At 65.0% G+C, this 23,379-nt stretch carries 24 protein-coding genes; 7 read left to right on the top strand and 17 right to left on the bottom strand.

The features are described 5' to 3' along the window. Positions 1 to 85: 85 nt before the first annotated feature. Both QX071_RS06175 and QX071_RS06170 read right to left on the bottom strand, forming a co-directional pair. Positions 86 to 553: a secondary thiamine-phosphate synthase enzyme YjbQ gene (locus QX071_RS06175; RefSeq protein ID WP_315701773.1), complete on the bottom strand. Its 468-nt coding sequence runs from the start codon at positions 551 to 553 to the stop codon at positions 86 to 88. A 34-nt stretch (positions 554 to 587) separates the two neighbouring features. After that, on the bottom strand, positions 588 to 1,175 hold the full coding sequence (locus QX071_RS06170; RefSeq protein ID WP_315701774.1) for a hypothetical protein: 588 nt from the start codon (positions 1,173 to 1,175) through the stop codon (positions 588 to 590). A 398-nt stretch (positions 1,176 to 1,573) separates the two neighbouring features. On the opposite strand from QX071_RS06170, the gene QX071_RS06165 reads away from it, so the two are divergent. From QX071_RS06165 to QX071_RS06145, 5 genes are all read left to right on the top strand, one after another. Next, positions 1,574 to 1,951: an AtpZ/AtpI family protein gene (locus QX071_RS06165; protein ID WP_315701775.1), complete on the top strand. Its 378-nt coding sequence runs from the start codon at positions 1,574 to 1,576 to the stop codon at positions 1,949 to 1,951. A gap of 72 nt (positions 1,952 to 2,023) precedes the next feature. Then, positions 2,024 to 2,767, top strand: a complete 744-nt coding sequence (locus QX071_RS06160) for a F0F1 ATP synthase subunit A (RefSeq protein ID WP_315701776.1) — start codon at positions 2,024 to 2,026, stop codon at positions 2,765 to 2,767. 40 nt (positions 2,768 to 2,807) lie between these two features. After that, on the top strand, positions 2,808 to 3,035 hold the full coding sequence (locus tag QX071_RS06155) for a F0F1 ATP synthase subunit C (RefSeq protein WP_006615622.1): 228 nt from the start codon (positions 2,808 to 2,810) through the stop codon (positions 3,033 to 3,035). A 28-nt stretch (positions 3,036 to 3,063) separates the two neighbouring features. Then, a complete protein-coding gene (locus QX071_RS06150; protein ID WP_315701777.1) occupies positions 3,064 to 3,633 on the top strand; it encodes a F0F1 ATP synthase subunit B' in 570 nt (189 codons plus the stop codon). Then, positions 3,633 to 4,124, top strand: coding sequence for an ATP F0F1 synthase subunit B (locus tag QX071_RS06145; protein WP_315701778.1), 492 nt, complete (start codon positions 3,633 to 3,635; stop codon positions 4,122 to 4,124). The genes QX071_RS06150 and QX071_RS06145 overlap by 1 nt, the downstream gene beginning before the upstream one ends. A 133-nt stretch (positions 4,125 to 4,257) precedes the next feature. Here QX071_RS06145 and QX071_RS06140 read toward each other — a convergent pair whose 3' ends face one another. From QX071_RS06140 to thrC, 4 genes are all read right to left on the bottom strand, one after another. After that, positions 4,258 to 4,914 (bottom strand): hypothetical protein, encoded by a 657-nt coding sequence (locus QX071_RS06140; protein WP_315701779.1) that lies wholly within the window; start codon positions 4,912 to 4,914, stop codon positions 4,258 to 4,260. 135 nt (positions 4,915 to 5,049) lie between these two features. Further along, on the bottom strand, positions 5,050 to 5,637 hold the full coding sequence (locus QX071_RS06135; protein WP_315701780.1) for a GNAT family protein: 588 nt from the start codon (positions 5,635 to 5,637) through the stop codon (positions 5,050 to 5,052). A gap of 91 nt (positions 5,638 to 5,728) precedes the next feature. Beyond that, positions 5,729 to 7,018 carry a pitrilysin family protein gene (locus QX071_RS06130; RefSeq protein WP_315701781.1) on the bottom strand — a complete coding sequence of 430 codons (1,290 nt, stop codon included), beginning with the start codon at positions 7,016 to 7,018 and terminating at the stop codon, positions 5,729 to 5,731. Beyond that, complete coding sequence (thrC, locus tag QX071_RS06125) at positions 7,018 to 8,433, bottom strand: threonine synthase (protein WP_315701782.1); 1,416 nt, start codon at positions 8,431 to 8,433, stop codon at positions 7,018 to 7,020. Before thrC ends, QX071_RS06130 begins: the two co-directional genes overlap by 1 nt. Positions 8,434 to 9,319: 886 nt before the next feature. Between thrC and QX071_RS06120 the strand changes: the two genes are divergently transcribed. After that, positions 9,320 to 9,730: a RidA family protein gene (locus QX071_RS06120; RefSeq protein WP_315701783.1), complete on the top strand. Its 411-nt coding sequence runs from the start codon at positions 9,320 to 9,322 to the stop codon at positions 9,728 to 9,730. A 492-nt stretch (positions 9,731 to 10,222) separates the two neighbouring features. Next, positions 10,223 to 11,698, top strand: a complete 1,476-nt coding sequence (locus QX071_RS06115) for an amidase (RefSeq protein ID WP_315701784.1) — start codon at positions 10,223 to 10,225, stop codon at positions 11,696 to 11,698. 251 nt (positions 11,699 to 11,949) lie between these two features. Here the strand turns inward: QX071_RS06115 and puuE are convergent, their stop codons facing one another. The 11 genes from puuE to QX071_RS06060 all read right to left on the bottom strand — a co-directional run bounded on the left by puuE (position 11,950) and on the right by QX071_RS06060 (position 23,212). Next, complete coding sequence (gene puuE, locus QX071_RS06110) at positions 11,950 to 13,377, bottom strand: allantoinase PuuE (protein ID WP_315701785.1); 1,428 nt, start codon at positions 13,375 to 13,377, stop codon at positions 11,950 to 11,952. 3 nt (positions 13,378 to 13,380) lie between these two features. Continuing rightward, entirely contained in the window at positions 13,381 to 13,737 is a 357-nt protein-coding gene (gene uraH, locus QX071_RS06105; protein ID WP_315701786.1) for a hydroxyisourate hydrolase, read from the bottom strand. 117 nt (positions 13,738 to 13,854) lie between these two features. Beyond that, on the bottom strand, positions 13,855 to 15,585 hold the full coding sequence (locus QX071_RS06100) for a chemotaxis protein (protein WP_315701787.1): 1,731 nt from the start codon (positions 15,583 to 15,585) through the stop codon (positions 13,855 to 13,857). Positions 15,586 to 15,592: 7 nt separating this feature from the next. Continuing rightward, positions 15,593 to 16,687, bottom strand: a complete 1,095-nt coding sequence (locus QX071_RS06095) for a chemotaxis response regulator protein-glutamate methylesterase (protein WP_315701788.1) — start codon at positions 16,685 to 16,687, stop codon at positions 15,593 to 15,595. 16 nt (positions 16,688 to 16,703) lie between these two features. Continuing rightward, a complete protein-coding gene (locus QX071_RS06090; RefSeq protein ID WP_315703111.1) occupies positions 16,704 to 17,549 on the bottom strand; it encodes a CheR family methyltransferase in 846 nt (281 codons plus the stop codon). Position 17,550: 1 nt separating this feature from the next. After that, the gene (locus QX071_RS06085; RefSeq protein ID WP_315701789.1) at positions 17,551 to 18,042 is read right to left on the bottom strand and encodes a chemotaxis protein CheW; all 492 of its coding nucleotides are present in this window, start codon (positions 18,040 to 18,042) and stop codon (positions 17,551 to 17,553) included. A gap of 82 nt (positions 18,043 to 18,124) precedes the next feature. Next, positions 18,125 to 19,945 carry a methyl-accepting chemotaxis protein gene (locus QX071_RS06080; RefSeq protein ID WP_315701790.1) on the bottom strand — a complete coding sequence of 607 codons (1,821 nt, stop codon included), beginning with the start codon at positions 19,943 to 19,945 and terminating at the stop codon, positions 18,125 to 18,127. A gap of 32 nt (positions 19,946 to 19,977) precedes the next feature. Then, positions 19,978 to 20,448: a chemotaxis protein CheW gene (locus QX071_RS06075; RefSeq protein ID WP_315701791.1), complete on the bottom strand. Its 471-nt coding sequence runs from the start codon at positions 20,446 to 20,448 to the stop codon at positions 19,978 to 19,980. Continuing rightward, on the bottom strand, positions 20,448 to 22,532 hold the full coding sequence (locus tag QX071_RS06070; RefSeq protein ID WP_315747541.1) for a chemotaxis protein CheA: 2,085 nt from the start codon (positions 22,530 to 22,532) through the stop codon (positions 20,448 to 20,450). The genes QX071_RS06075 and QX071_RS06070 overlap by 1 nt, the downstream gene beginning before the upstream one ends. Beyond that, positions 22,529 to 22,894 (bottom strand): response regulator, encoded by a 366-nt coding sequence (locus QX071_RS06065; protein ID WP_315701793.1) that lies wholly within the window; start codon positions 22,892 to 22,894, stop codon positions 22,529 to 22,531. Before QX071_RS06065 ends, QX071_RS06070 begins: the two co-directional genes overlap by 4 nt. A gap of 15 nt (positions 22,895 to 22,909) precedes the next feature. Continuing rightward, positions 22,910 to 23,212 (bottom strand): STAS domain-containing protein, encoded by a 303-nt coding sequence (locus QX071_RS06060; protein ID WP_315701794.1) that lies wholly within the window; start codon positions 23,210 to 23,212, stop codon positions 22,910 to 22,912. Between the last annotated feature and the right edge of the window lie 167 nt (positions 23,213 to 23,379).

Below are 23,379 nucleotides of genomic sequence, written 5' to 3'. Positions count from 1 at the left end.
GCGCGCGGCAGGAGTGCCGCCCGCCCTGTACTGACACAGACGGCCGCGGATCGGATCCGCGGCCGTTCTGTTTGCGGGTGGCGGATCAGGATGCGCCGATGAACTGCAGCACGACCTCTCGAGTGTGCGGCCGGCTGCGATGCTCGATCAGATAGATGGCCTGCCAGGTGCCGAGCAGCATCTCGCCGCTCACGACCGGAATCTGCAGCGAAGTTCCGCTCAGCATCGTCTTGATGTGAGCCGGCATGTCATCCGGGCCTTCGGTGTCATGGATCCAGCCGGCATTTTCCGGCGCTAGCCGCGACAATGCCGTGGTGAGATCCTGCAGCACCGACGGGTCGGCATTCTCCTGGATCGTCAGGGACGCCGAGGTGTGACGGACGAACACAGTCACCGCGCCTTCTTTGGCGCCGGCGTCACGAAGGAATGCGGCGACCTTGGACGTGAGATCGACGAAGCCTCGACCCGGGGTCTGAGCTGTCAGCAACGAGGTCGCGACCGTGTTCACGGTGGCAGTCGAGGACGCGCCGCGGGACAATGATCTGATGGACATCGACAGCTCCTCGATGGGTTCGGACGAGGCGCCCTCAGATCCTGCCCGACACGTCCTTCTGCACCCGCATCGCCATGTCGATCAGCCGCCGCCAAGCCTGTTCCAGGAATGTCATCGCCCGATCCATGTCCTGGTCGCTGGGGAGCGGAATCTCGAGCTTGCGCGATCCGTCGGCGGATCTGGGATCGGGTGTACTCGCTCCCGGTTTCGGCTCGGCCCTCTTCAACTGATCGGACTTCGGCAGCGCCTGATCCTTCGGCAACGGCTCGTCGATCTTGCCGGTGACGGTCTGATCACGCGCGGCGAGTTGCGCCTTCAGCTTCTCGTTCTCGGCCTGAAGACGACCGATCTCGGCGTCCATCGCCGCGCGCTCGTCAGGCACCGCGTAGCAGGCCCAGCCGGTGCCCGCGCTGTTGTTGCAGGTCGCGATCCCGCCGGTCCGCGTATCGAGCCGGATCACGCCGTCGGCCGTGGTCGACATCGTATAGCGGCCGTTCTCGCTATCGGACGCCACCTCCTCGGCCTCGGCCAAGGATCCGAACAAGCACAAGGGTCCGAACAAACAGACGGCGGCGACCGAGGACGCTGTGAGGTTACGCAGAGACGACGTCATAAGGCTCATGCTGAACTCCGCCAAATGGAGCGGCCCGGATAACGTGCCCAAGCGCGGAAATTTTGTCGGGGCCGCGTTGTCCCAAGAAACTGCCGCGTCACGGCGTCGCGCCCGACTTTCCTGCTCCATCGAGGTAGGGTCAGGGCGGAGAGAAATCAACACGCGCCTCGGGCCGGCCGATGCGCGGCGAACTCGCGCACGCGGTGCGGAAAGGCTGTTGATGCGGCGCGGTGACACCCGCCGACCGATCTGGCGACAGACTGAGAAATTAAGCAAAATCAGGGAGCTAACACTTCCACACGCAATCTTGACTTGGGGGGATGCGGTCAGTATGGTCCGCGCGGCTTTAAAGGGCGATGGGGCGCAATTCCTGAACACCCGCGGCAGCTTGATCGGGTCTCCACATCATGGCGGAAGGCACGAACGAGAACGGCGGACAGGGGGATCGCGACAAGTCGCCTGATGAGGTTGCGCTTTCCGCAAGGCTCGGAAGTCTGGATCGGCGGTTGTCCGAATTTCGCGACAACCGCAAGGTCGGGACTGACCAACCGGGAGATGGAAGCGGGGACTCCGCGGCCAGGGCTTCGGCGATGGCACGAGGTCTCCGATTGTCTTCCGAGTTGATCGCCGGCGTCATTGTCGGTGCGGTGCTCGGCTGGGGCTTCGACCGGTTGCTGTCGACATCGCCCTTCGGATTTATCGTGTTTTTCCTGCTCGGCTTCGCCGCCGGCGTGTTGAACGTGGTGAGATCTGCAGGCGTGGCTCCGGACCGAACCCGCCGATGAGGGCATGCGGATGCCGTCGAACGAATTGCCCAAGGCGCCGGCGTGGCCGGTGAACAATGAGACGCCACGCGGATGATCGATCCGATCGAACAATTCGACCTCAACAAGATCTTCACGATCGGCCATATCGGCAATCACGAGATCGCCTTCACCAATTCGACCGGCTACATGCTGCTCGCGGTCGCGATCATCGCGATCATGATGATGGGCGCAGGCCGTCAGCTGGTGCCGGGGCGCTTCCAGTCCGTGGTCGAGCTGTCCTACGAATTCGTCGCGAACACCATCAGAACCAGTGCCGGCAGCGAAGGCATGAAGTTCTTCCCGCTGGTGTTCTCGCTGTTCATGTTCATCTTCGTCTCGAACATCGTCGGCATCATTCCCTACACCTTCACCGTCTCCAGCCACATCATCGTCACCTTCGCGCTGGCGATCCTGGTGTTCCTGACGGTCATCCTCTACGGCTTCTACAAGAACGGCCTGAAGTTCTTTAAGCTGTTCGTGCCGTCCGGCATTCCGGTGGTGATCCTGCCGCTGGTGGTGCTGATCGAAATCATCTCCTTCTTTTCCCGCCCGATCTCGCACAGCGTCCGTCTGTTCGCCAACATGCTGGCCGGCCACGTGACGCTGAAGGTGTTCGCAAGCTTCGTGATCATGCTCGGCACGCTCGGCACCGTCGGCAAGGTCGGCGCGCTGCTGCCGCTCGGGCTCACGGTGGCGCTGACCGCGCTCGAACTGATGGTCGCGTTCCTGCAGGCTTACGTCTTCACCATCCTCACCTGCATCTATCTCAACGATGCTATCCATCCGGGCCACTGATCCGGCCCGTCTCACCAAACCCCTCAAAGGAGTTCGTTTCATGGATCCGGTTGCAGCGAAGTACATTGGCGCAGGCATTGCCTGCATCGGCATGGGTGGCGCGGGCGCCGGCATCGGCATCATCTTCGGCAACTACCTCTCGGCGGCGCTGCGCAATCCGTCCGCGGCCCAGGGCCAGTTCGGCAACCTGATCTTCGGCTTCGCGGTGACCGAAGCGCTCGGCATCTTCTCGCTGCTGATCGCGCTGCTCCTGCTGTACGCCGTCTAAGACGGCCTGAGCCGGACAGGAGAAGCCCGTGGCTGAAAGTCATGGCGGGCCCCAAGAGGCTGCCCACGGCACGACGGCACATACCGAGGCCGAGGGCGGGCGAGGTTTCCCTCCGTTCCAGAAGGAAACCTTCCCCTCACAGCTCGTTTCGCTGCTGATCGCCTTCGTCGCGCTGTACGTGATCGTGTCACGTCTGGCGCTGCCGAAGGTGGGCGGCGTCATCGACGCCCGCCAAAAGGCGATCGATAGCGATTTCGCCGAAGCACAGCGGCTGAAGAACGAGTCGGAAGTCGCGCTGAAAGCGTATGAAGGCGAACTCGCGGCAGCCCGGGCCCGCGCCCAGGCGATCGGAACCGAGACTCGCGAGAAGCTTGCGGCCAGTTCCGAAGCCGAACGCAAGAGCCTGGAAGACAGTCTTGCGGCCAAGCTCGAAGCCGCCGAAAAATCCATTGCGGCGACCCGCACGTCCGCGATGAGCAACGTCCGCGGCATCGCCGCAGATGCGGCGGGCGCGATCGTGCAACAACTGACCGGCAAAGCCGCCGACGGCAAGTCCGTCCAGGCAGCCGTGGATGCCTCGTTGAAGGGAGCGGCCTGATGCACCTGCTTGCCGATCCCGAAACCTGGGTCGCGATCGCCTTCGTCATCCTGATGGGGCTGTTCGCCTATCTCGGCGTCCACCGCATGATGCTGACCGCGCTCGACCATCGTGCCGAGCGGATCAAGTCCGAGCTGAACGAGGCCAAGCGCCTCAAGGAAGAGGCGGCGAAGGTGCTCAGCGAGTACAAGACCCGCCGCGCCAGCGCCGAACGCGAGGCCGAAGAGATCGTGACCAGCGCCAAGGCGGAAGCCGAGCGCATCGCCGCGGACGCCAAGGCCAAGATGGAAGACTTCGTCGCCCGCCGCACCAAGGCCGCCGAGAGCAAGATCGCCCTCGCCGAGGCCCAGGCGCTGGCGGACGTCCGCGCAGCCGCAGCGGACGCCGCGGTCCAGGCCGCAACCACCGTGCTCTCGCAATCGGTCAAGGGCGACCTCGCCGACGGCTTGATCGCCAAGGGCATCACCGAAGTCCGTCAAAAGCTGAACTGACCGGGCCTCACCCGCCGTCAGTATCATCACTTCGAAAGCCGGCGCGAGATGATCGCGCCGGCTTTTTTTGTCGGGTTGTCGGGTCGGCAGGTGGCCCGGTCACGGCGGGATTCCCGTTGGCCGCTGGCCTTGCCTACCGCTTCTTCTTGCCGCGGGACTTCGGCTCGGGCGCAAGGGCCTGGGGATCGAAGCCGATATAGAAGACGTAGTTGTCGGGATTGCTGCCCGGCGGCGGCACCGGATAGACCATGTCCTCCGCCACCAGGCTGAACGGCACGCTGCCGTCTTCGGTCATCTGCACCGTGGTGCGATAGGCCTTGGTCGCAATCACCTTCTCGCCGACGCCGCCCTCGACCACTGCGATGCGCATCGGGATTTCCACGGTGGGCGGCGCGCCGGCCGCGCCGGCAATGACGCGGCCCTGGATGCCGATCTTGGCCGTGATCTCGTTGCCGTTGAGCGCACACTCGCGAGCCATCTTGGTGATGGTGGCCTGGAAGCGCACGTCGTTGCCAACAGCCTGCTTGCCGGGTGCAGCCACCGCATAGGTCGAAGCGCCGGACCGGACTGTGACGGGCGGGCAGCTCAGCCCCTCCGTCGGATCGGCCTGCGGGCCTGCGGAGACGGGCGCGTTCTGCTGCTCGGCAGGCTTGTCGTCGGAACCGCCGCCAAACAGGCTCTTGAACCGGTCGGTCAGCGATTGCGCGGCGGCCGGCGGGGCCAAAGCGGCCGTTCCCAACGCCAACGCCGCGGCTAGCGTTGCCAACCTGATCACACGGAAGTCATTCATCTGATGTCCCTGGCTTCATCAATGCCCGGCCACCGCGTCTCGCTTTAACAGCGCGATCGCGGCGAAGCCAAGGCACCTGCTTCTTAGCAAAATTCAGCGGCCGTCTCTCGCCCGCAACCGAATACAGGCGCCGCCCTACCCGCGAAAATCCTCGTTCAGCAGGCCGTAGAGGAAATGGTCCTGCCAGACCCCGTTGATGCAGAGATAGCGCCGCGCCAGTCCCTCGCGGGTGAAGCCGCATTTCTCCAGCACCCGGATCGAGGGCGTATTGGTGGGGATGCAGGCGGCTTCGACCCGGTGCAGATTGAGCTCGCCGAACAGCGTCGGCAACAGCAGCCGCAGCGCCGCCGTCATGTAGCCCCGGCCCGCATAGGGCTGGCCCATCCAGTAACCGATGGTGCCAGCCTGCACGATACCCCGTCGCACATTGGCGAGGGTGATGCCGCCGATCATGGCGCCATCCCCCTCCCGGAATGCCATGAACGGGTAGGAGCGGTCGGCGGCGATGTCCTCGGCATAGCGCCGCAGGCGCCGCCGGAAGCCGGAGCGGGTGAGATCGTCGGACGGCCAGATCGGCTCCCATGGCGTCAGATAGTCGCGGCTGATGTCGCGCAAATGCGCCCATTGCGCATAGTCGGCCATCTGCGGCGCGCGCAGTAGCAGCCCGCCGCCGCGCGGGGCGAGCGCGGTAGGCCCGTTGGATGGCAAACGAAACAGGGCCACCTCTGATGTTCCCCCTGCTCTGTCTTCGCCGAATCGGCTCAGCAATCCGCATCATCACGCGACGACGCCATGACGACAGCAATGAGCTGCATCAATGTAGCTGAGCCTTCGACTTCGACCCGCTCAGACCTTCCGCGAAACTGACCGCCGTGTCCAGACCCCTGCCGCTGCCGAGCGCGACCACCGCCGGCCGGCTGCGCGCCAGCAGCGCCCGCGCCGCATCCCGCGTGCTCTCGACGCTGACCGCATCGATCTTCTGCACCATTTCCTGCAGGGTCTGCGGCCGGCCATAGGCCAAAATATGACGCGCCAGCTGCTCGGCACGGGAGCTGCAGCTTTCCAGCGCCATCAGCAGCCCGGCCTTCATCTGCGCCTTCGCCCGCGCAACCTCGGCGTCGGTCAGGGTTTCCACCGCATCGCCGATGATGTCGATCACGACCTCCATCATCTCCGGCGCATCGTGTGGATCCGTGCCGGTGTAGAGACCGAAGAAGCCGGTGTCGGTATAGGGCGCGTGGAAAGTATAGACGGAATAGCAGAGGCCGCGATTCTCGCGCACTTCCTGGAACAGGCGTGACGACATGCCGCCGCCGAGGATGTTGGTGAACACCTGCAAGGAGAACAGCGACGGGTCGTTCTGCGGCACGCCTTCGAGCGCCAGTGTCAGATGCGCCTGCTCGAGATCGCGATGCACCACGCGCGAGCCACCCTGGCCGAAGTTCGCCGGCTGCGGCTGCGGCGCCGGCGCGCCGTTGAAGCCCGCAAAGCGCTGCGCCACCTCCTCGACCACCTGCTTGTGATCGACCGCGCCGGCTGCCGCCACCACCATGTCGGGCCCGTGATAATGCGTCGCCAGATAGTTGCGTAGCTTGTCGCGATCGAACGTCTTCAGGGTCTTCGCAGTGCCGAGCAGCGAGCGGCCCATCGGCTGGTCGGGATAGCACAGCTCGTTCAGATGCTCGAACACGACGTCGTCGGGCGTATCCTGCGCCGCGCCGATCTCCTGCACGATCACGTTCTTTTCCCGCTCCAGCTCCTCGGGCACGAAAGACGGATTGGCGAGGATGTCGGAGAGCACGTCGAGGGCGAGCGGCACGTCGGCCTTCATCACCCGCGCATAATAGGCCGTGGTCTCGGTCGACGTACCCGCGTTGAGATCGCCGCCGACCGCCTCGATCGCCTCGACGATCTCACGCGCGCTCCGCGTCGTGGTGCCCTTGAACGCCATGTGCTCGAGCAGATGCGAGATGCCGTGCTCGTCCGGCTTCTCGTCTCGGCCGCCGACGCCGGCCCAGACGCCGAGCGCGGCGGTCTCCAGATGCGGCATCGTGTCGGTGACGACAGTGAGGCCGGTCGGGAGCTTGGTGACTTCGACGCCCATCAATGAACTCCCTGTTTCGCCGCACGGCTGACCGAAAGGATGAATTTTTCGACCTCGGCCTGATCGTTGCGCATCACCCTGACATCCTCGTGCCTGGTCATTAGTCCTTCGAGCCAGACCGGCAGATGCGGGCGCACGCCGCAGGCCGTCTCCACGGCATCAGGGAATTTCGCCGGGTGCGCGGTCGACAACACGATGTTCGGCACCGAAGTATCGGTGCCGTCGCGGTCGGCGACCGCGAGCGCCACGGCGGTGTGCGGATCGACCAGATCGCCGGCCTCGCGGAAAGCGGCGCGGATCGCAGCCGCGGTCTCGGTCTCGTCGGCGCGGCCGGCGTCGAAATCGGTACGGATCGCCGCCAGCATCGCATCCGGCAGCACGAAGCGGCCGGACTGCTTCAGGCTCTCCATCAGCCGCCGCACCGCGGCCGCATCGCGGCCGGAGGCCTCGAACAGGAGCCGCTCGAAATTCGAGGAGACCTGGATGTCCATCGAGGGCGAGGTGGTCGCATGCACCTCGCGCACCTCGTAGATGCCGGTCTTCAAGGTGCGCGCCAGGATGTCGTTGACATTGGCGGCGATGCGGAGCGTGCGGATCGGCAAGCCCATGCGCTTGGCGACGTAGCCGGCAAAGATGTCGCCGAAATTGCCGGTCGGCACGGTGAAATCGACCGCGCGACCCGGCGCGCCGATCGCGACCGCCGAGGTGAAGTAATAGACCACCTGCGCCACCACGCGCGCCCAGTTGATCGAATTGACGCCGGACAGCGCCACCTGGTCGCGGAAGCTGTGGTGATTGAACAGGCCCTTCACGATCGCCTGGCAATCATCGAAATTGCCCTCGATCGCGAGCGCATGCACGTTGGCCGCGCCCGCCGTCGTCATCATCCGACGCTGCACCTCGGAGATGCGGCCGTGCGGGAACAGTACGATCAAATCGGCATTGTCGCGGCCGGCAAAAGCTTCGACCGCCGCACCGCCAGTATCGCCGGAGGTGGCGACCACGATGGTCGTGCGTTCGCCGCGCTTGGCCAGCACGTGGTCCATCAGCCGCGAGATCAGCTGCATCGCCACGTCCTTGAAGGCGAGCGTCGGCCCATGGAACAGCTCCAGCACGAACTGGTGCGGGGCGACCTGATCGAGCGGCACCACGGCCGGATGGCGGAAGGAGGCATAGGCTTCGTTGGCCATCCGCCCCAGCTCGGCATCCGAGATCTCGCCGGCGACGAACGGCTTGATGACCTCGACGGCGACCTCCCAATAGGGCCGGCCGAAGAAGGCGGCGATGGTGTCGGGCGAAAGCTGCGGCCAGGTTTCCGGTACGTACAGGCCACCGTCCCGGGCAAGCCCGGTCAGCATCACATCACAGAAGGAAAGCACGGGGGCCTCGCCCCGCGTGGACAAATAGCGCGTCAAACCGTTCTCCAGACCCGCATCGGCCGCCGTAAACCATTGATATAATTAAGCATCGTAATCTGTCCGGCGGCAACACGGTCCGGCACCATAATGGTTTTGCCTGCGTCGGGAAACCGGTTGTTGTCACAGTCCGGCATCGCTGCGACGGGTGCCGCGCGTCATCCAGGTTCCATCGGGGCGCACCTTCGCCGCCCCGCGGCGCATCTGCGTCCGGGTCCTGGCGATCGTCCGCGCTCTCTGGATAGAGGGCGCAGGGAAGGCCGGGAGCTGGCCGCCCCCATGGCCCGCCTGCATCAAAGAAAGCAGGCGGCAGTCACCACAGGTTCAGCCGAAACATCCCGGCCCTCCCTGCACGATGGGCTTACGGCTTATACGTGATCTCCCCGGGGATCGGCATTCTTGCCCCCGTCCGCGTGATGCGAAGCATCATCGCGTCGCGACAACGCGCAAACGTTGCGCTGAGCGCCAGCACCGAGGCGCCAGGACCACACGACTTCGCCGTCCGTATCGAGGTTGTTCGTCCGCTCGCGAAGTACGCGCTGCAACCCGACACGGCCACCGCATCCCACACCCAACGCTCGTGACGATCGCGAAGCGTCCCTCTCATCGAGGCGGGACATGAGCAGGAAACATCAAATTCTGAAAAAACGAAAGAGATATATTTTTCGCAAAAGGACTGGACAGGGATGATCAGCTTGAAGCGACGAACGAATTTGGCTTTTCCGCGCAGGTGATGTTTACGGCTCGGAGCCCCGCTCCGCTCCAAACCAGCGCAGAGACTGCGCGACGGGCAAACCAGTCCTGCCGAAGGCGGCATCTTATTGACCATATGTCGCGACCTCACATAGCATTGGTGAAATCACGCACCTCCAATCGAGAAGCGGTCATGCGAGCACTGTCTCCGTCCTCGATTCGACCACCTTTGGCAAACTATAGCCATGGCATCGCCGTGCCGGCCGGGAACCGGCTGGTCATCACTGCCGGACAACTCGGTATCGCTGTCGACGAGAGCATTCCGGAGGACAGCGAAGCGCAGGCCGACATCTGCTTCGCAAACATTGCGGCGATCCTGGCCGAAGACGGGATGACGATGTCGGATGTTGTCCGCCTTAGCGTCTATGTGACAGGGCGTGAGCACATGCAGGGCTACAGGCGATCGCGCGACCGGCAATTTCCGGGGACGCCGCCCACGACCACGCTGATCGTGGTCGCCGGCCTGGTGCGACCGGAATTCGTGATCGAGATCGAAGCGATTGCTGCCGCTCCAGAGCGCATCGACCGCAACACAGTGGCGTAGCATAGGCGCGGCGAGAGCGATCTGTCTTCATCGCTCTGCTATCAATCGAGCGCTTGGCGGACGTATTGACATCGCTGACACCTAAGATAGCGGGCTGAAGCTAGGGCATGACCTTAGTTCCGTGATCAAGCTGCACAAAGCCTGCTTATCAGTTACGCCGTCATGCCCGGGCTTGTCCCGGGCACCCACGTCCTTCCCAAGATACCGAACGACGTGGATGGCCGGGACAAGCCCGGCCATGACGACGTGGAGAAGAACGAGCACAAAGCTTCATTCGTCCCAACCCTCTCCCCATAAGAACGGAAGAAGAAGCGCATCGAATGCGCTGCGTCAGCCTGCGATACGCTGGACCAGGAAATGTGCGCGTGCCCTGGTTCCTCATAATGGGACCGCCCGACGGCATGACCGGATCGTATGCGGCGCATGCTGTCACGGTTGATTGACTTGCCGTCTTGCGAACCTACTGTGCCGTCTCTTCGAGAGGAATTGGCGATGACTTTAGCTATGAGCTGGGACGAATGGACCCGGCATGACGGCGTGGCGCTTGCGGCGCGGGTGAAAAACGGCGAGCTTACCGCGACAGAATTGGCGGCGCAGGCGGCCGCTGCGATCGCCAAGGTCGATCCTGCACTGTCCGGCGTGGTCGAACTGTTCGACGACGCGCTCACCGATCCGGCCAAGGCCGGCGCCGATCTCGCCGGCCCGTTCGCCGGCTTGCCGTTCCTGATGAAGGATCTCGGGCCGACCATGGCCGGCCGCCTGCAGGAGATGGGCTCGCTGTTCATGCGCGGCAACCGCGCCGGCGCCGATACCTTCCTGACCGCCAAGATGCGCCGGGCCGGGCTCAATCTGATCGGGCGTACCACGACACCGGAATTTGGCGTTTGCAGCTCCGCTGAAAATCCGTCCGTTTACGTCACGCGCAATCCCTGGAACACCGACTACACCACCTGCGGCTCGTCGGCCGGCAGTGCCGCGATGGTCGCCGCCGGCGCGGTGCCGATCGCGCATGCGACCGACGGTGGCGGCTCGATCCGCATCCCCGCCGGCGTCAACGGCAATATCGGACTGAAGGTCTCGCGCGGCGTGTTCTCCATCGCGCCGCATCTGTCCGATCTCACCGGCCTGGTCTCGATCCAGGGCTGCCAGTCGCGCACGGTGCGCGACACGGCGGCCTTTGTCGACGCCTGCCGAGGCGGTGCGCCGGGCGAATTCATGCCCTACTGGAGCGCGGCGGAGCCCTATGCCGAGCAGATCAAGCGCGATCCGGGCCGCTTGAAGATCGCGCTGTCGCACCAATGGGGCGAGTACCGCGCGACCCCGCAGATCATCTCCGAGCTCGAACGTGTCGGCCGCTTCCTCGAAGGGCTCGGGCACGAGGTCGCCTATGCGCAGCCGCAGATCGACTATGCGGCCGCCTTCGCGGCGCAGACCACCTGCTACATCTCGAACTTCGCGATGGTGATCAACAACATGCTCAGCCAGCGCGGGCTGCAGCGCCCGCCGGCCGAGCTGATCGAGCCGATCAACATCCGCATCTGGGAAGCCGGCAAGGATACCAGCTTCGCCGAACGCGCAGCGATGCAGGCGGTGTTCAACACGACGTCGCGTGGCTTCGGCGCATTCTTCGAGGACTGGGACATCATGCTGACCCCGATCACCGCGCTGCCGACGCCGAAGGTCGGCACCACGGAATATCTGACCATCAGCGACAATCCCGACGTGCTCGACTGGTTCGGCAATCTCTGGCGCAATTTCGCCTTCACGCCGCTCGCCAATCTCTGCGGCATTCCCGCGATCTCGCTGCCGCTGGCGAAAAACGAGCACGGGCTGCCGCTCGGCATTCAGGCGATGGCAAAGCAGGCCAATGACGGGCTGCTGCTGCAGCTCGGCGCCCAGATCGAGCGTGCGATCGAGGGCCGATGGAATAGCGGCGAGACGCCGGCCGTGCATGCGACCAAGAGCTGAGTGCTGCGCTCCCACGGTGCCAACGGTCTCCTCACGCGCTAGCGCGATCACCGGGGGCCTCATGGTTCGAGACGGCGCTTTGCGCCTCCTCACCATGAGGGTCTGATAATTCGCCGCGAAAAAGGACCTCGTCCTGAGGAGCTCGCCAGAGGCGAGCGTCGCGAAGGACGGCGGCGGGAGATATTGTCGGCCCAAGTTTGTCCCCACGTGCGATATCCTTGCCGCACGCGGGCAGAGCCAAGGCGCGCGCCTTACGAGGCCTCGAACTTCTTGGCGAGGCGCGCCTTGGTGATGTGGCCGATCTGGGCGATCGCGTTCGCGATCTCGGCTTCGATGTCGTAATCGATGCGCCGCTCCATCTCGGCGATCACCGACGCCCGATCCTCATGCAACGCCAGCGCTACGATCAGCGGCATGCCGAATTTCTCGCGATAGCGGCGGTTGATATCGGCGACGCGATCGAACTCGCTGCGCGACAGCGTCGTGAAACCGAGCCGGCCTTGTTCGCCGGCGGAATCGGCCGTCATCTCGCCGGCCACCGCCTCGCGGCCCGCGAGCTCCGGATGCGCGCGGATCAGCGCCAGCTTCTCGTCCCGCGTCATGGCACGGACCACGCCCATCAGCGTCACGTACAGCCCTTCCGGTGTATCGTCCAGCGCGGCAAGACCGGCGCGGTGCGCCCGCTCGGCGATCTCGGGCGTGTGCTCGAAAACGTCGCCGAAGCGTTCGACGAACAGCGCGCGCGGCATGTGCGACGGACGATAGCCGCCAGCCGGCGGATGGGTCCTGATCCAATGCCGCGCGATGTCGAGCCGCGTCGCCACCCAGACCTTGTCGTGGCTCATCACGTAGTCGAGAAAACGCGCCAGCGCCGCCGCACGCCCGGGGCGGCCCACCAGCCGGCAATGCAGGCCGACCGACAGCATGCGCGGCGCTTCCGCGCCTTCCGCATAGAGCGTGTCGAAACTGTCCTTCAGATAGGCGAAGAACTGATCGCCGGAATTGAAGCCCTGCGGCGTTGCAAAGCGCATGTCATTGGCGTCGAGCGTGTAGGGCACGATCAGCTGCGGGCCGTGCGGCCCCTCGACCCAATAGGGCAGCTCGTCGGCATAGGAATCGGCGCCGTAGAGAAAGCCCTGCTCCTTCATCGCGACGTCGAGCGAATGCACCGAGGTGCGGCCCTGATAGAAGCCGAGCGGCCGCTCACCGACCAGCGAGGTGTGGATGCGAACGGCCTCCTCGACGTGCGCGCGCTCGTCCTCTTCGGCGAAATCGCGGTAGTCGATCCATTTCAGGCCGTGGCTCGCGATCTCCCACTGCGCCTCCTTCATCGCGGCGACAACGTCCTGATTGCGCGCCATTGCGCTCGCGATGGCGAATACCGTGACCGGCAGCTTGCGCGCGGTGAACATCCGCCACAGCCGCCAGAAGCCGGCGCGCGCGCCGAACTCGTAGATCGATTCCATGTTCATGTGGCGCTGCCCCGGCCAGGGCTGCGCGCCGACGATCTCGGACAGGAACGCCTCCGAAGCCGCGTCACCATGCAGGATGCAATTCTCGCCGCCCTCCTCATAGTTGATCACGAACTGCACGGCGATGCGGGCATCGTTCGGCCAATGGGGATGCGGCGGCGTGCGTCCGTAGCCGATCAGGTCGCGCGGATAGAGGTCGGAGGTCATGTCTCAGCTTCCACGATAGGTCGAATAGCTCCAGGGCGTGGCGAGCAGCGGCACGTGGTAATGCGCGTCCGCATCCGCGACCGTGAACCGCAGCGGCACCAAATCGAGAAACGGCGGGTCTGTCACGGCAAGACCGCTGGCCTCGAAATAGGCCCCGATGTGGAAGGTCAGCATATAGGTGCCTGCGCTGAACGCATCGCCCGCGAGCAGCGGCTGGTCCGTGCGGCCATCGGCGTTGGTGACGACCTGGTTGAGGCGCTGCCAGGCGCCGTCCGGCCTGAGCATGGCAAGCTCGATCATGACGCCTTGCGCGGGCTTTCCCCACACCGTGTCCAATACATGCGTGCTGAGCCGTCCCATCGATGCCGTCCTCGTCAGATCGCTCCGGCAGAGTGCCCGAGCCTGCCTCCGGGCATCAAGCCTATATCGATCGTTGCGTGGGGCCTAGTACCCGGGGCTCGCGACTTATGTGCGGTTTCAGAACAGCAGCACGCCGTCATCTTCCTCCACCGGCGCTGCGGGCGCAGGCATGGCGGAAGCGAGGCCGAACCTCTGCAGCAAGTCGCGGTGAACTTCGCGTTCGCGCTCCATCGTATAGCGTGCGAACAGCTCATCCAGCAGCGGCTGATCGGCTGTCGTCAGCGCGACCTGCGCGGGCACGCTGTTCTGCGCGGCGATCGTGGCGGCCACGCCGGGAAGCCGGGCGGATGCCTGATCGAGCGCGGTGATGCGATCGCGCGCCCGGCTCAGCAGTTCGTCGAACGCGGCGCTCTCGCGCGCCAGCCGCGTCATCAGCCCGGCCAGTTGCGCGTTGCCGGCCTCGACCTCGTGCAGCGCGCTCAGCACCGCAGGCTCCAGCCGGGCGAGCTCGGCGGCATCGCCCTGGTCGCGCCGCTCGCGCAGCTCGCCGACAAAGCTTTCGATCCGGTCAAGAACGGGCTTCAGCCGCATGGCGCCCGCCGACATCTGGTCCGCGGACGCCTTGAGCTCGTTCGCGATCACCACGAACGCGTTGCCTTTCACGCCGGCACGGGCTGCGCGCAGGCTCGCATTCATGCCGATCAGGATGATGTCGTCCACGGCATCGCTGAGGCCGGAAATCGCCTCGCGGAAGCGCGCCACCGTTTCGGTGACCACGGACAGCGCCTCATCGACCGATCCGCCGGATTGCTCGCAGGCCGCGATCAGGCTCGATGCCTGCGACAATCGCTGCTTCACCGTGGACAGAAAGGACGACGGTTCGTCGGCTTCGCCGCCATAGATGGCGCGGCTCTGCGCGACCAGGCCCTCGGCATCGCACATGATCGCGCTCAACGCGCTCACCGTGCGCGCGAGATCCAGATCGAAGGCGCGCTTGGTATCCCTCAGCTGTTCGGCCTGGAGCTGGCCGATCAGCCAGGTCGCAGACCCGGCCGGCCCGAGCGGCTCCGGCACGATGGGGGGCGCGTGCTGGGCCGTGTGACCCAGCCCCTGGCAGATATGTTCGAGCCGCTGCCGCGTGGCATCGCCCGACTGCAGCGCCATGACGGCCTCCGCGATCGCCGACGCGATACGGCTTGCGGCCATCGCGGCCATCTCCGTCAGCCTCGCCCCGTTCACCTGCTGTGCGGCCAGCTCCGAGCGGGCGGCGACCAACCCCGCGGCGACCGACTGCAGCTCGCTGCGATAGAGGTTCTCGAAATCCCGCTGCCGCGCCAGCGCGGCCTCGACGGCCTTGGCGAGCTGGATGCCGTCGCGGGCGCAGGCCTCGACCGAGCATTGCACCGACTGCCCCAGTTCGAACGCTTCGCGGGTGAAATCGAGAAAGCTCTGGCGCTCGCCATCGAACGATGCGGCCTCGATCCGTGCGCTGCGCGCGACGATCGTGATGGTCTGGATATGGCCGGACAACAGCTTGAGGACGGCAGAGGCCTGCTTCGCCTCCTCACCGATATTGGCGAGCAGCGCAGCTTCGGCCGGCAGCGCGTCGGCCACCGCGTTCAAGCGATCCGCGATATCCTGCAGCGCCTGCGACGCACCTTCGATCCGTCCGCCCGACAGTTCGCGGGACAGCACCGACAGGCCGCCCTCGAGCTCCTTGAAGACCGCGTGGCTGCGGCCGAGCCGATCGCCAACCTCGGCGAACGCCTCCTCGATCCGCGAGGATACGTCCGCGATGGCGGTCACCGCCGCAGCGCTTGCATCGGTCATCATGTCGGTCACGGACATCACCGCCTCAATCCGTCATGACGGCCTGGCCGGCCTGCTGCCACAGCATGATCTCCCGCGGAATCTGGCGTAGCGAAACCACCTTCTCCGCAGCGCCGCGGGCAATCGCCTCTTTCGGCATGCCGAACACCACGCAGCTCTCTTCGTCCTGCGCGCGCGTGGCCGCACCCAGCCTGCGCATCTCCAACAACCCGCGCGCACCGTCGTCGCCCATCCCCGTCATGATGATGCCGAGCGCGTTGGGCCCGGCATATTGGGCTGCCGAGCGGAAGAGAACATCGACGGACGGGCGATGCCGCGACACCGGCGGGCCGTCCTTGATGGCGATGTGATAGCGAACCCCGGTCCGTTGCAGCAGCATGTGGCGGGCGCCCGGCGCGATATAGGCCGAGCCCGACTGCACCGGCTCGCCGTCTTCCGCTTCCTTGACATGGATCTGGCAGGTGCCGTTCAGCCGTTTCGCGAACGCCGCCGTGAAGCCCTGTGGCATGTGCTGCACGATCAGGATTCCCGGGCAATGCGGCGGCAGCGCTTCGAGCACATCGGCGAGCGCCTCGGTTCCGCCGGTGGACGCGCCGATGCACACGATGCGCTCGGTCACCGGCCGCGAGCGGCTGGCCAGCGGCGGCGGAATGATCGCATCGGCGGTCAGCTTCTTCTCGACCAGCGTCCGGCGCGCCGGGCGCGACCGCACCCGCGCGCGCGCCGCCGCCTTCACCGCTTCGCGCAGCCGCGCCGAACTCTCGAACAGCGCCTGCCGGGTGTCGATGCGGGGCTTGGGCACGATGTCCACGGCGCCGGCTTCCAGCGCTTCGAGCATCTGCTCGGAACCGTCTTCCGTCAGTGACGAACAGATGATCACGGGAATCGGACGCTGCGCCATGATCTTGCGCAGGAAGGTGATGCCGTCCATCCGCGGCATGGCGATGTCGAGCAGGATCACGTCGGGCAGCTCATTTTGCAGCCGGCGCGCCGCCGCAAACGGGTCCGACGCCGTGCCCATGATCTCGATGTCGGGATCTTCGCTCAGGATCGTCGTCAGGATCTGCCGCACCGAGGCGGAGTCGTCGACGATCAGCACCCGAATCTTTGGCTCGATCACCCCATGCCTCCTTTCGCTAGACACGGAAGATGGTCGGCTGGACCTGCTTCAGGCCCGGCACGACGCTGTGGATCATCGATTCGGAATGGCCGACCATCAGGTAGCCGCCCGGCCTCAAGTGCGAGCAAAGCTGCTCGATCACCTTGCGTTGGGTCTCGCGCTCGAAATAGATCAGCACGTTGCGGCAGAAGATGATGTCCACGTCGCGATCGACAGGATAGCTGCCGTCCATCAGGTTCATGCGCATGAAGTTGGTCAGCCGGCGCAGCTCCGGCACGATGCGCACCTCGCCGCTGGTGCGGTCCCTCGACCTCAGGAAATAGCGCTTCGCGAACTCCTGCGGGACCGGCGCGAGCACGTCGCGGGTGTAGATCGCGGCCTTGGCGAACGCCAGGACGGTGGTCGAAATGTCGGTGCCCAGGATGCGAAACTGAAACGACCTGCCGCCGGTTCTCGTCATGTCATCCAGGACCATGGCAGCGGTATAGGCTTCCATGCCCATCGAGCAGGCCGCGCTCCAGATCTTGAGGTCCTTGCGGCCCCGGGCTTTCAGAAGCTCGGCCACCGCGACGTCCCTCATGAACTCGAAATGCGACGGCTCGCGGAAGAAGTCGGTCTTGTTGGTGGTGACGACATCGATCAGATGCGTGAGCTCGACCTCGAGCTGACCGGGCTCGAACAGGGTTTCGACATATTCGCTGATGCCGGAAAAATTCAGGGCGCGGACGCGCTTATGCAGGCGTCCCTCGAGCATCAGCCGCTTGGCCGCCGGCAGCTTGATGCCGACCTCTGTCTCGATCAGCTGGGCAATCGAACGGAAATGACGATCGGACAGCTGTGTAGCGGGAACGGCGGAGATCATTTCATGATACGACACTGGCCGCTTCCAATTCGGCCTGTCGGGCCACCGGCATCTCGGTATCGGACATCAGACGCGCAAGATCGAAGATGATGATGAACTTTTCTCCCTTGCGGCCGATCCGCGCGATGTAGTCGGACTGCCAGCGCCCGCCGACGGACGGCACCGGCTCGGTCGTGCTTTCGTCGATGTCGGTGACTTCGAACACGCAATCCGCGACGAAGCCGACGCCGACGATGCGGTCCTCGATCGGAACGTCGAGGATGATGATGCGGGTCGCATCGGTCGGCGGCACGCTCGGCAGATCGAGCTTCAGCCTGAGATCGACGATCGGATAGCCGCTGCCGCGTACGTCGATCATGCCGAGCAGGAAATGCGGCGCATGCGGCAGCCGCGAGATCGGCCGCATGTCCAGGATCTCGCGGACGTTGCGGATGCTGATGCCGAACGTTTCCCCGGCGAGGCCGAGCGTCAGATATTGCGAGATGGCGGCCATGCTGACCTTCCTTGAACCTGTGGGGAAACTTCAGATGCGGCGTGGCTCTCAGAGCGCCGCGCCGCATTGTCCGATGTCGAGCTCAACGATGAAAATCGGCGTCCCGCTCATCGCCGCCGTCGTCCAGCGTGAATGCAAAGCCGCCGCCTCCGGCCGCCTTCGCGGCGCGGCGCGGCGCGGCGCTCGGCGCCTTCTTAGGTCCGCGATCGGCCGCGGCCATCGTCGCGGCCTTGGCGCGGAGCTGACCGACCGCATGATCGATCGGCGCGGAAGCGGTGACCCTGGCAGCGGCCGCAGCAGGCTCGTCGATCCGGAAGAAGGAGATGGTGGCCTGCAGCTGCTCGGCTTGCGAGGCCAATTCCTCGGAGGTCGAAGACACCTGCTCGGAAGCGCTGGCGTTCTGCTGGCCGACCTTGTCGAGCTGCTGGATCGCCTGGTTGATCTGGGCGGAGCCGACATCCTGCTCGCGGCAGGCGGCGGTGATCTCTTCGACCAGTTCGGCCGTCTTCTTGATGTCGGGCACCAGCTTGGCCAGCATCGAGCCGGCTTCCTGTGCGACCTTGACGGTGTCGCCAGACAATTGTCCGATCTCCGCCGCCGCAGCCTGGCTGCGCTCGGCGAGCTTGCGCACTTCGGAGGCGACCACCGCAAAGCCCTTGCCGTGCTCGCCGGCGCGGGCCGCTTCCACGGCCGCGTTCAGCGCCAAGAGGTCGGTCTGCCGTGCGATCTCCTGCACGATGGTGATCTTCTCCGCGATCGTCTGCATCGCCTGCACCGCGCGGCCGACAGCGGCGCCGCTCGCTTCCGCGTCCTTGGCCGACTGCGCCGCGATCTTCTCGGTCTGGCTGGCGTTCTCGGCGTTCTGCTTCACGTTCGCCGCCATCTCCTCCATCGAGGACGAAGCCTCTTCGGCGGAGGACGCCTGCTCGGTCGCGCCCTGCGAGAGCTGCTCGGCGGAGGCCGACAGCTCCTGGCTGCCGGCGGAGACGTTCTGCGCGGCGGTCAATGCCTCCGAGACGATCTGACGAAGCTTCTCGACCATCCGCTCCAGCGCGATCCCGAGCGTATCCTTGTCCGACAGCCGCTTGGCGTCGACGGTCAGGTTGCCTTGCGCAATCTGGTTTGCGACGGCCGCCGTCTCGTTGAGGTTCGCCGTCATCTTGTTGAGCGACTTGACCAGATCCCCGATCTCATCATTGCTCGAGACGCTGATGTTCTGGCTGAGATCGCCGATGGCCACAGCGTCGGCGAGTCCGACGGCACGGGACAGCGCGCGGCTGATGCTGAGCGAAATCCAGAACGCTGCCACAATTGCGAGGACCAGCGACACCAGCACCAGGCTGATCATGATCATCTGCGCTCGCGCGCCATCCTCCCGCGCCTGGTCGGAGCGCTCGGCCATCAGCTTCTTGAGGAAGCCAGTGTAGTCATCGAGCGAGGCGAGGACGTCGCCAAAAGCCTTGCGGTCGTCCGTCACCGAACGCTCGATCCCCTTCGCTCTGTCTGCCTTGCCTACCTTGAAGGTCTGGTCCTGGACCGAATTCGCGTTGCTATAGATGGCTGAGAACTTATCCAGCATCTTCTTGCCGGTTTCGGTCGCCACGGCGTAGATCTCATCGTGGAGCTTGATCACCGAGGCGCGGAGATTGACGGTCTCGCCGATGTAGCGCTCGGTCTCGCTGTCCGTGGCGGCCATGAGAGCATTTTTCTCGGCCCGGATCTGCATGAGAACGTTTTCTTTCAGCGCGGCCGCCTTGTCCATGCGGCCGGCTGCGCCGACCAGAACTTCGGTTGTCGTCGCCATGTCGCTTAGTTTGAAATAACTGACGGCGCCTGCAACCATGAACAGCGTCAGCACAAGACCAAATGCACATGCCAGCTTGGCTTTGATGGTAAATCTCATATCAGCCCCACTCGTCCCAGCCCAGGACGTCCTTAGTTCAAAATGCGTTCCATATTCGGTACGATGACAAACTCTTCACGCCACTTGCTGATGCAGCGGATGTATTCCGGCCGCCAATGCATGCCGACCCGCGGCGTCTGCTGCACGTCGGCCCGCGTGATCTCGGTGACCTCGTAGACCTTGTCCGCGGTCAGCCCGACCAGCACCGGCTCGTTGTCCAGCTTGATCTCGATCACCACGATCCGGCTGTCGACCGAGGCGTCGGCTTGCGGCATCCCGAAGCGGACGCGAAGGTCCGCCAATGGGATCACATTGCCCCGCACGTTGATCACGCTCGCCACGAACGGCTTGGCGCCCGCCACCGGCGTCACCGCCACCGGATCGATGATCTCCCGCACCAGCTCGGCTTCCAGCGCGAACTTCTCCTCGCCCAGCCCGATCATCACCACCTGCAGCGATTGGTCGCCGGCCGCGGTCATGTCCCGGCTCTGCCCGATGCTCATCACGCCGCCTCGTTCATCTGCTTCTCGGCCTTCGCCTGCGCCAGCGCCACCAGCTGCGCCACATCCAGGATCAGCGCCGCGGTGCCGTCGCCCAGGATGGTCGCGCCCGAGAAGATCGTGACGTCCGAATGCAGCTTCGACAGCGACTTGATCACGGTCTGGTGGTTGCCGATGATCTGGTCCGCCACCAGCCCGACCCGGCTCTCCCCGGTCGAGATGATGATCGTCTTCTGGTGCGGGTCCGGCGTGCCGCCGGCATGCAGCAGCTCGCGCAGCCGCAGGAACGGCACCAGGCCGCCGCGCACATTGAGGAAGCTGCGGCCGCGCGAGCGCTGGTCCTCAGCCGTCAGCTCGACGCATTCCTCCACCGCCGACAGCGGGATGATGTAGCGGCCTGCCCCGACCCGGATCAAAAGCCCTTCGATGATCGCCAAGGTCAACGGCAGCCGCAGCGTCACCGTGGTGCCCTGCCCTGGCTTCGTCGCAAGGTCGATGGTGCCGCGCATGTTCTCGATGGTGCGCTTGACCACGTCCATGCCGACGCCGCGGCCCGACAGCGCCGAGATCGTCTGTGCGGTCGAGAAGCCCGGGTGGAACAGATATTGGTGGATGTCGCTGTCGGACAGGCTCGCGCCCGGCGCGATCAGGCCCTGCTCCTCGGCCTTGGCTCTGATACGCGCGGTGTTGAGCCCGCCGCCATTGTCGCGCACCGTCACCAGCACCTGGGCGCCGGAATGGATCGCCTGCAGCTCGATGCGGCCCGGCTCGGTCTTGCCGGCCGCGGTCCGCCTCGCCGTATCCTCGATGCCGTGGTCGATCGCATTGCGGATCAGGTGCACCAGGGGATCGGCCAGGCACTCGATCATGGTCTTGTCGAGCTCGGTGTCCTCGCCCGCGGTGATGAACTCGACCGGCTTGTCGAGATCGCGCGACAGGTCGTGCACCAGGCGGCGGAAGCGGCCGAACAGCGAGCCGATCGGCACCATGCGCGCGCCCATCGTGGTGTCGCGCAGGCTGCCGGCCAGCCGCTCGATCTCCTCGGCGATCATCTTGATCGACAGGTCCGAGCTTGCCGCGGCCAATTGGCTCAGTCTTGCCTGCGCGATCACGAGCTCGCCGACCCGGTCCATCAGCTCGTCGAGCCGCTCGGCCTGCACCCGCACCGTCGCCACCGCGCGATCCTCGCCCCGCTTGCCCTCCTCGCGCCGCGCCTTGGCCGGAGCTTGTGCGGCCGGCGCAGCTGCAGGTTCGGTGGCGGCGGGCGCGACGGCGGCCGGCGCAAGCGGCGCCTCCTCAACGGAGACGATTGGCACCGCGTCAACCTCAGCAACGATCGCCGCCGGCGTATCTGGTGCTGCAGCAACGGGCACCAGCGCCAGATCGGCCGGCGAAAGCGGCGTCACCACGAGCTTCATCTCGTCGCACACGAACATGAAGACGTCGTCGATCGCGCTCCGCTCGCAGTCACACTGCAGCGTGACGTCCCATTTGAGATAGCAGTCGTCCGGCTCCAGCGCATCCAGCAGCGGGATGGCGTCGGTCAGCGGCACCGCAAAGCACGGACCCAACTTGCAGAGGTCGTCGAGCAGGTCGAGCGGGTTCGAGCCGTTGCGCAGCACCTGCTGCTCGAACTCGAGGTAAAGCTTCCAGCCCGCTGCACCGGCCGACGCCACGGCTGTCGTCGCGGCCGGCATCTCCGCCGCCTGCTCCCGCGGAGCCACGAATTGCCTGAGATCATCCAGGATCGCTTCGCCGATGATCGCGTCGGTGTCGTCCGGCGCCTCGATCAGCGCACGGATGTAGTCCCTCGCCGCCAGCGCGACCGAGATCAGATCCTCTGTCGGGCTGATCTCGCCCTTCCTCACCTGATCGAACGCGGTCTCGAACTCATGCGTGAAGGCTGCGACCTGGTCGAAGCCGAACATCGCCCCGGAGCCCTTGATCGTATGCAGCGCACGAAACGCAGTGTCGACAAGCTCCTTGTCTTCCGGATGCTGACCAAGATCCAGCAGCGTTCCTTCCAACGCCTCCAACAGCTCGCTTGCTTCCTGGCGAAAAACTGCGGTGGCGTCGAGGACGTTCATGCCCGCACCAGTTTACCCACCACGGCCAGCAACTGCGCAGGGACAAACGGCTTGGTAATCCACCCGGTCGCGCCGGCGCTCTTGGCTTCCTGCTTGGCGCCGTCGCTGGATTCGGTGGTCAGGAAGACAATGGGCAAGCCAGTAAGCGTCGGCTGCTTGCGCAACGCTCGGATCAACTCCAACCCGTTCATCACGGGCATATTGAGGTCGGTGATCACCATGTCAGGCCGGCTGGCCTGAGCCTTGGCAAGTCCCTGAGCGCCGTCACCTGCCTCGATCACGCTGTGGCCGGCGGGCTCCAGCGTCATTCTGATCATCTGGCGCATGCTCGGAGAGTCGTCGACGGTCAGGATGGTCGCCATGGGCGCCTCTTCTTGTTAATGGAAATGATGCTCGATCATTTCGTCGCTGGTGAACCCGGCGCGGCGCATGGTCTTACGGAGCGCTTGCGAGAACGCTGTCAGAACGACCTTGCGTCCCTCGGCCCGGCCCGTTTTGGCCGTCGACAGCAGCAGCTGAATCGATGTCACATCCGCCTTATCGACGCTCGAGCAGTCGATTTCGAGTCTGTCGTGACGGCGAAAGGCGTCGCGGATCAGGTCGCACACGGCCCGGATCGCCGCAATGCTGCAGTCGGCCGGCAGACGCAACGCCTGTCTGGGTGGAGTCAGATCAGACATCGGTCAGCCTCCAAAAGCTCTGCGATCCACAGAACTCGTGACGTGAACCGCTTACCTCACGGACGATAGATTTGAGGAATGAGAAAAGCGTTAATGATCAGCAGTTGCGCGAGCTGACATGCATTGCGTGCGGCTGCGATGGTAAATCGAACACCAGCAGAGCCCTT

It is taken from the genome of Bradyrhizobium sp. SZCCHNS1022 (assembly GCF_032484835.1).
GTDB lineage: Bacteria > Pseudomonadota > Alphaproteobacteria > Rhizobiales > Xanthobacteraceae > Bradyrhizobium.
Note: the sequence above shows the minus strand (reverse complement) of the source record. Positions and strands in the feature narration are given on the sequence as shown.

Coding starts and splice junctions, on each gene's coding strand:
- QX071_RS06140 (WP_315701779.1), bottom strand. CDS start 4,914: ATGAATGACTTCCGTGTGATCAGGTTGGCAACGCTAGCCGCGGCGTTG.
- QX071_RS06120 (WP_315701783.1), top strand. CDS start 9,320: ATGCGAGCACTGTCTCCGTCCTCGATTCGACCACCTTTGGCAAACTAT.
- QX071_RS06070 (WP_315747541.1), bottom strand. CDS start 22,532: ATGAACGTCCTCGACGCCACCGCAGTTTTTCGCCAGGAAGCAAGCGAG.
- QX071_RS06115 (WP_315701784.1), top strand. CDS start 10,223: ATGACTTTAGCTATGAGCTGGGACGAATGGACCCGGCATGACGGCGTG.
- QX071_RS06155 (WP_006615622.1), top strand. CDS start 2,808: ATGGATCCGGTTGCAGCGAAGTACATTGGCGCAGGCATTGCCTGCATC.
- puuE (WP_315701785.1), bottom strand. CDS start 13,377: ATGACCTCCGACCTCTATCCGCGCGACCTGATCGGCTACGGACGCACG.
- QX071_RS06145 (WP_315701778.1), top strand. CDS start 3,633: ATGCACCTGCTTGCCGATCCCGAAACCTGGGTCGCGATCGCCTTCGTC.
- uraH (WP_315701786.1), bottom strand. CDS start 13,737: ATGGGACGGCTCAGCACGCATGTATTGGACACGGTGTGGGGAAAGCCC.
- QX071_RS06130 (WP_315701781.1), bottom strand. CDS start 7,018: ATGGGCGTCGAAGTCACCAAGCTCCCGACCGGCCTCACTGTCGTCACC.
- QX071_RS06080 (WP_315701790.1), bottom strand. CDS start 19,945: ATGAGATTTACCATCAAAGCCAAGCTGGCATGTGCATTTGGTCTTGTG.
- QX071_RS06100 (WP_315701787.1), bottom strand. CDS start 15,585: ATGTCCGTGACCGACATGATGACCGATGCAAGCGCTGCGGCGGTGACC.
- QX071_RS06090 (WP_315703111.1), bottom strand. CDS start 17,549: ATGATCTCCGCCGTTCCCGCTACACAGCTGTCCGATCGTCATTTCCGT.
- QX071_RS06085 (WP_315701789.1), bottom strand. CDS start 18,042: ATGGCCGCCATCTCGCAATATCTGACGCTCGGCCTCGCCGGGGAAACG.
- QX071_RS06065 (WP_315701793.1), bottom strand. CDS start 22,894: ATGGCGACCATCCTGACCGTCGACGACTCTCCGAGCATGCGCCAGATG.
- QX071_RS06160 (WP_315701776.1), top strand. CDS start 2,024: ATGATCGATCCGATCGAACAATTCGACCTCAACAAGATCTTCACGATC.
- QX071_RS06175 (WP_315701773.1), bottom strand. CDS start 553: ATGTCCATCAGATCATTGTCCCGCGGCGCGTCCTCGACTGCCACCGTG.
- QX071_RS06060 (WP_315701794.1), bottom strand. CDS start 23,212: ATGTCTGATCTGACTCCACCCAGACAGGCGTTGCGTCTGCCGGCCGAC.
- QX071_RS06165 (WP_315701775.1), top strand. CDS start 1,574: ATGGCGGAAGGCACGAACGAGAACGGCGGACAGGGGGATCGCGACAAG.
- QX071_RS06075 (WP_315701791.1), bottom strand. CDS start 20,448: ATGAGCATCGGGCAGAGCCGGGACATGACCGCGGCCGGCGACCAATCG.
- QX071_RS06170 (WP_315701774.1), bottom strand. CDS start 1,175: ATGAGCCTTATGACGTCGTCTCTGCGTAACCTCACAGCGTCCTCGGTC.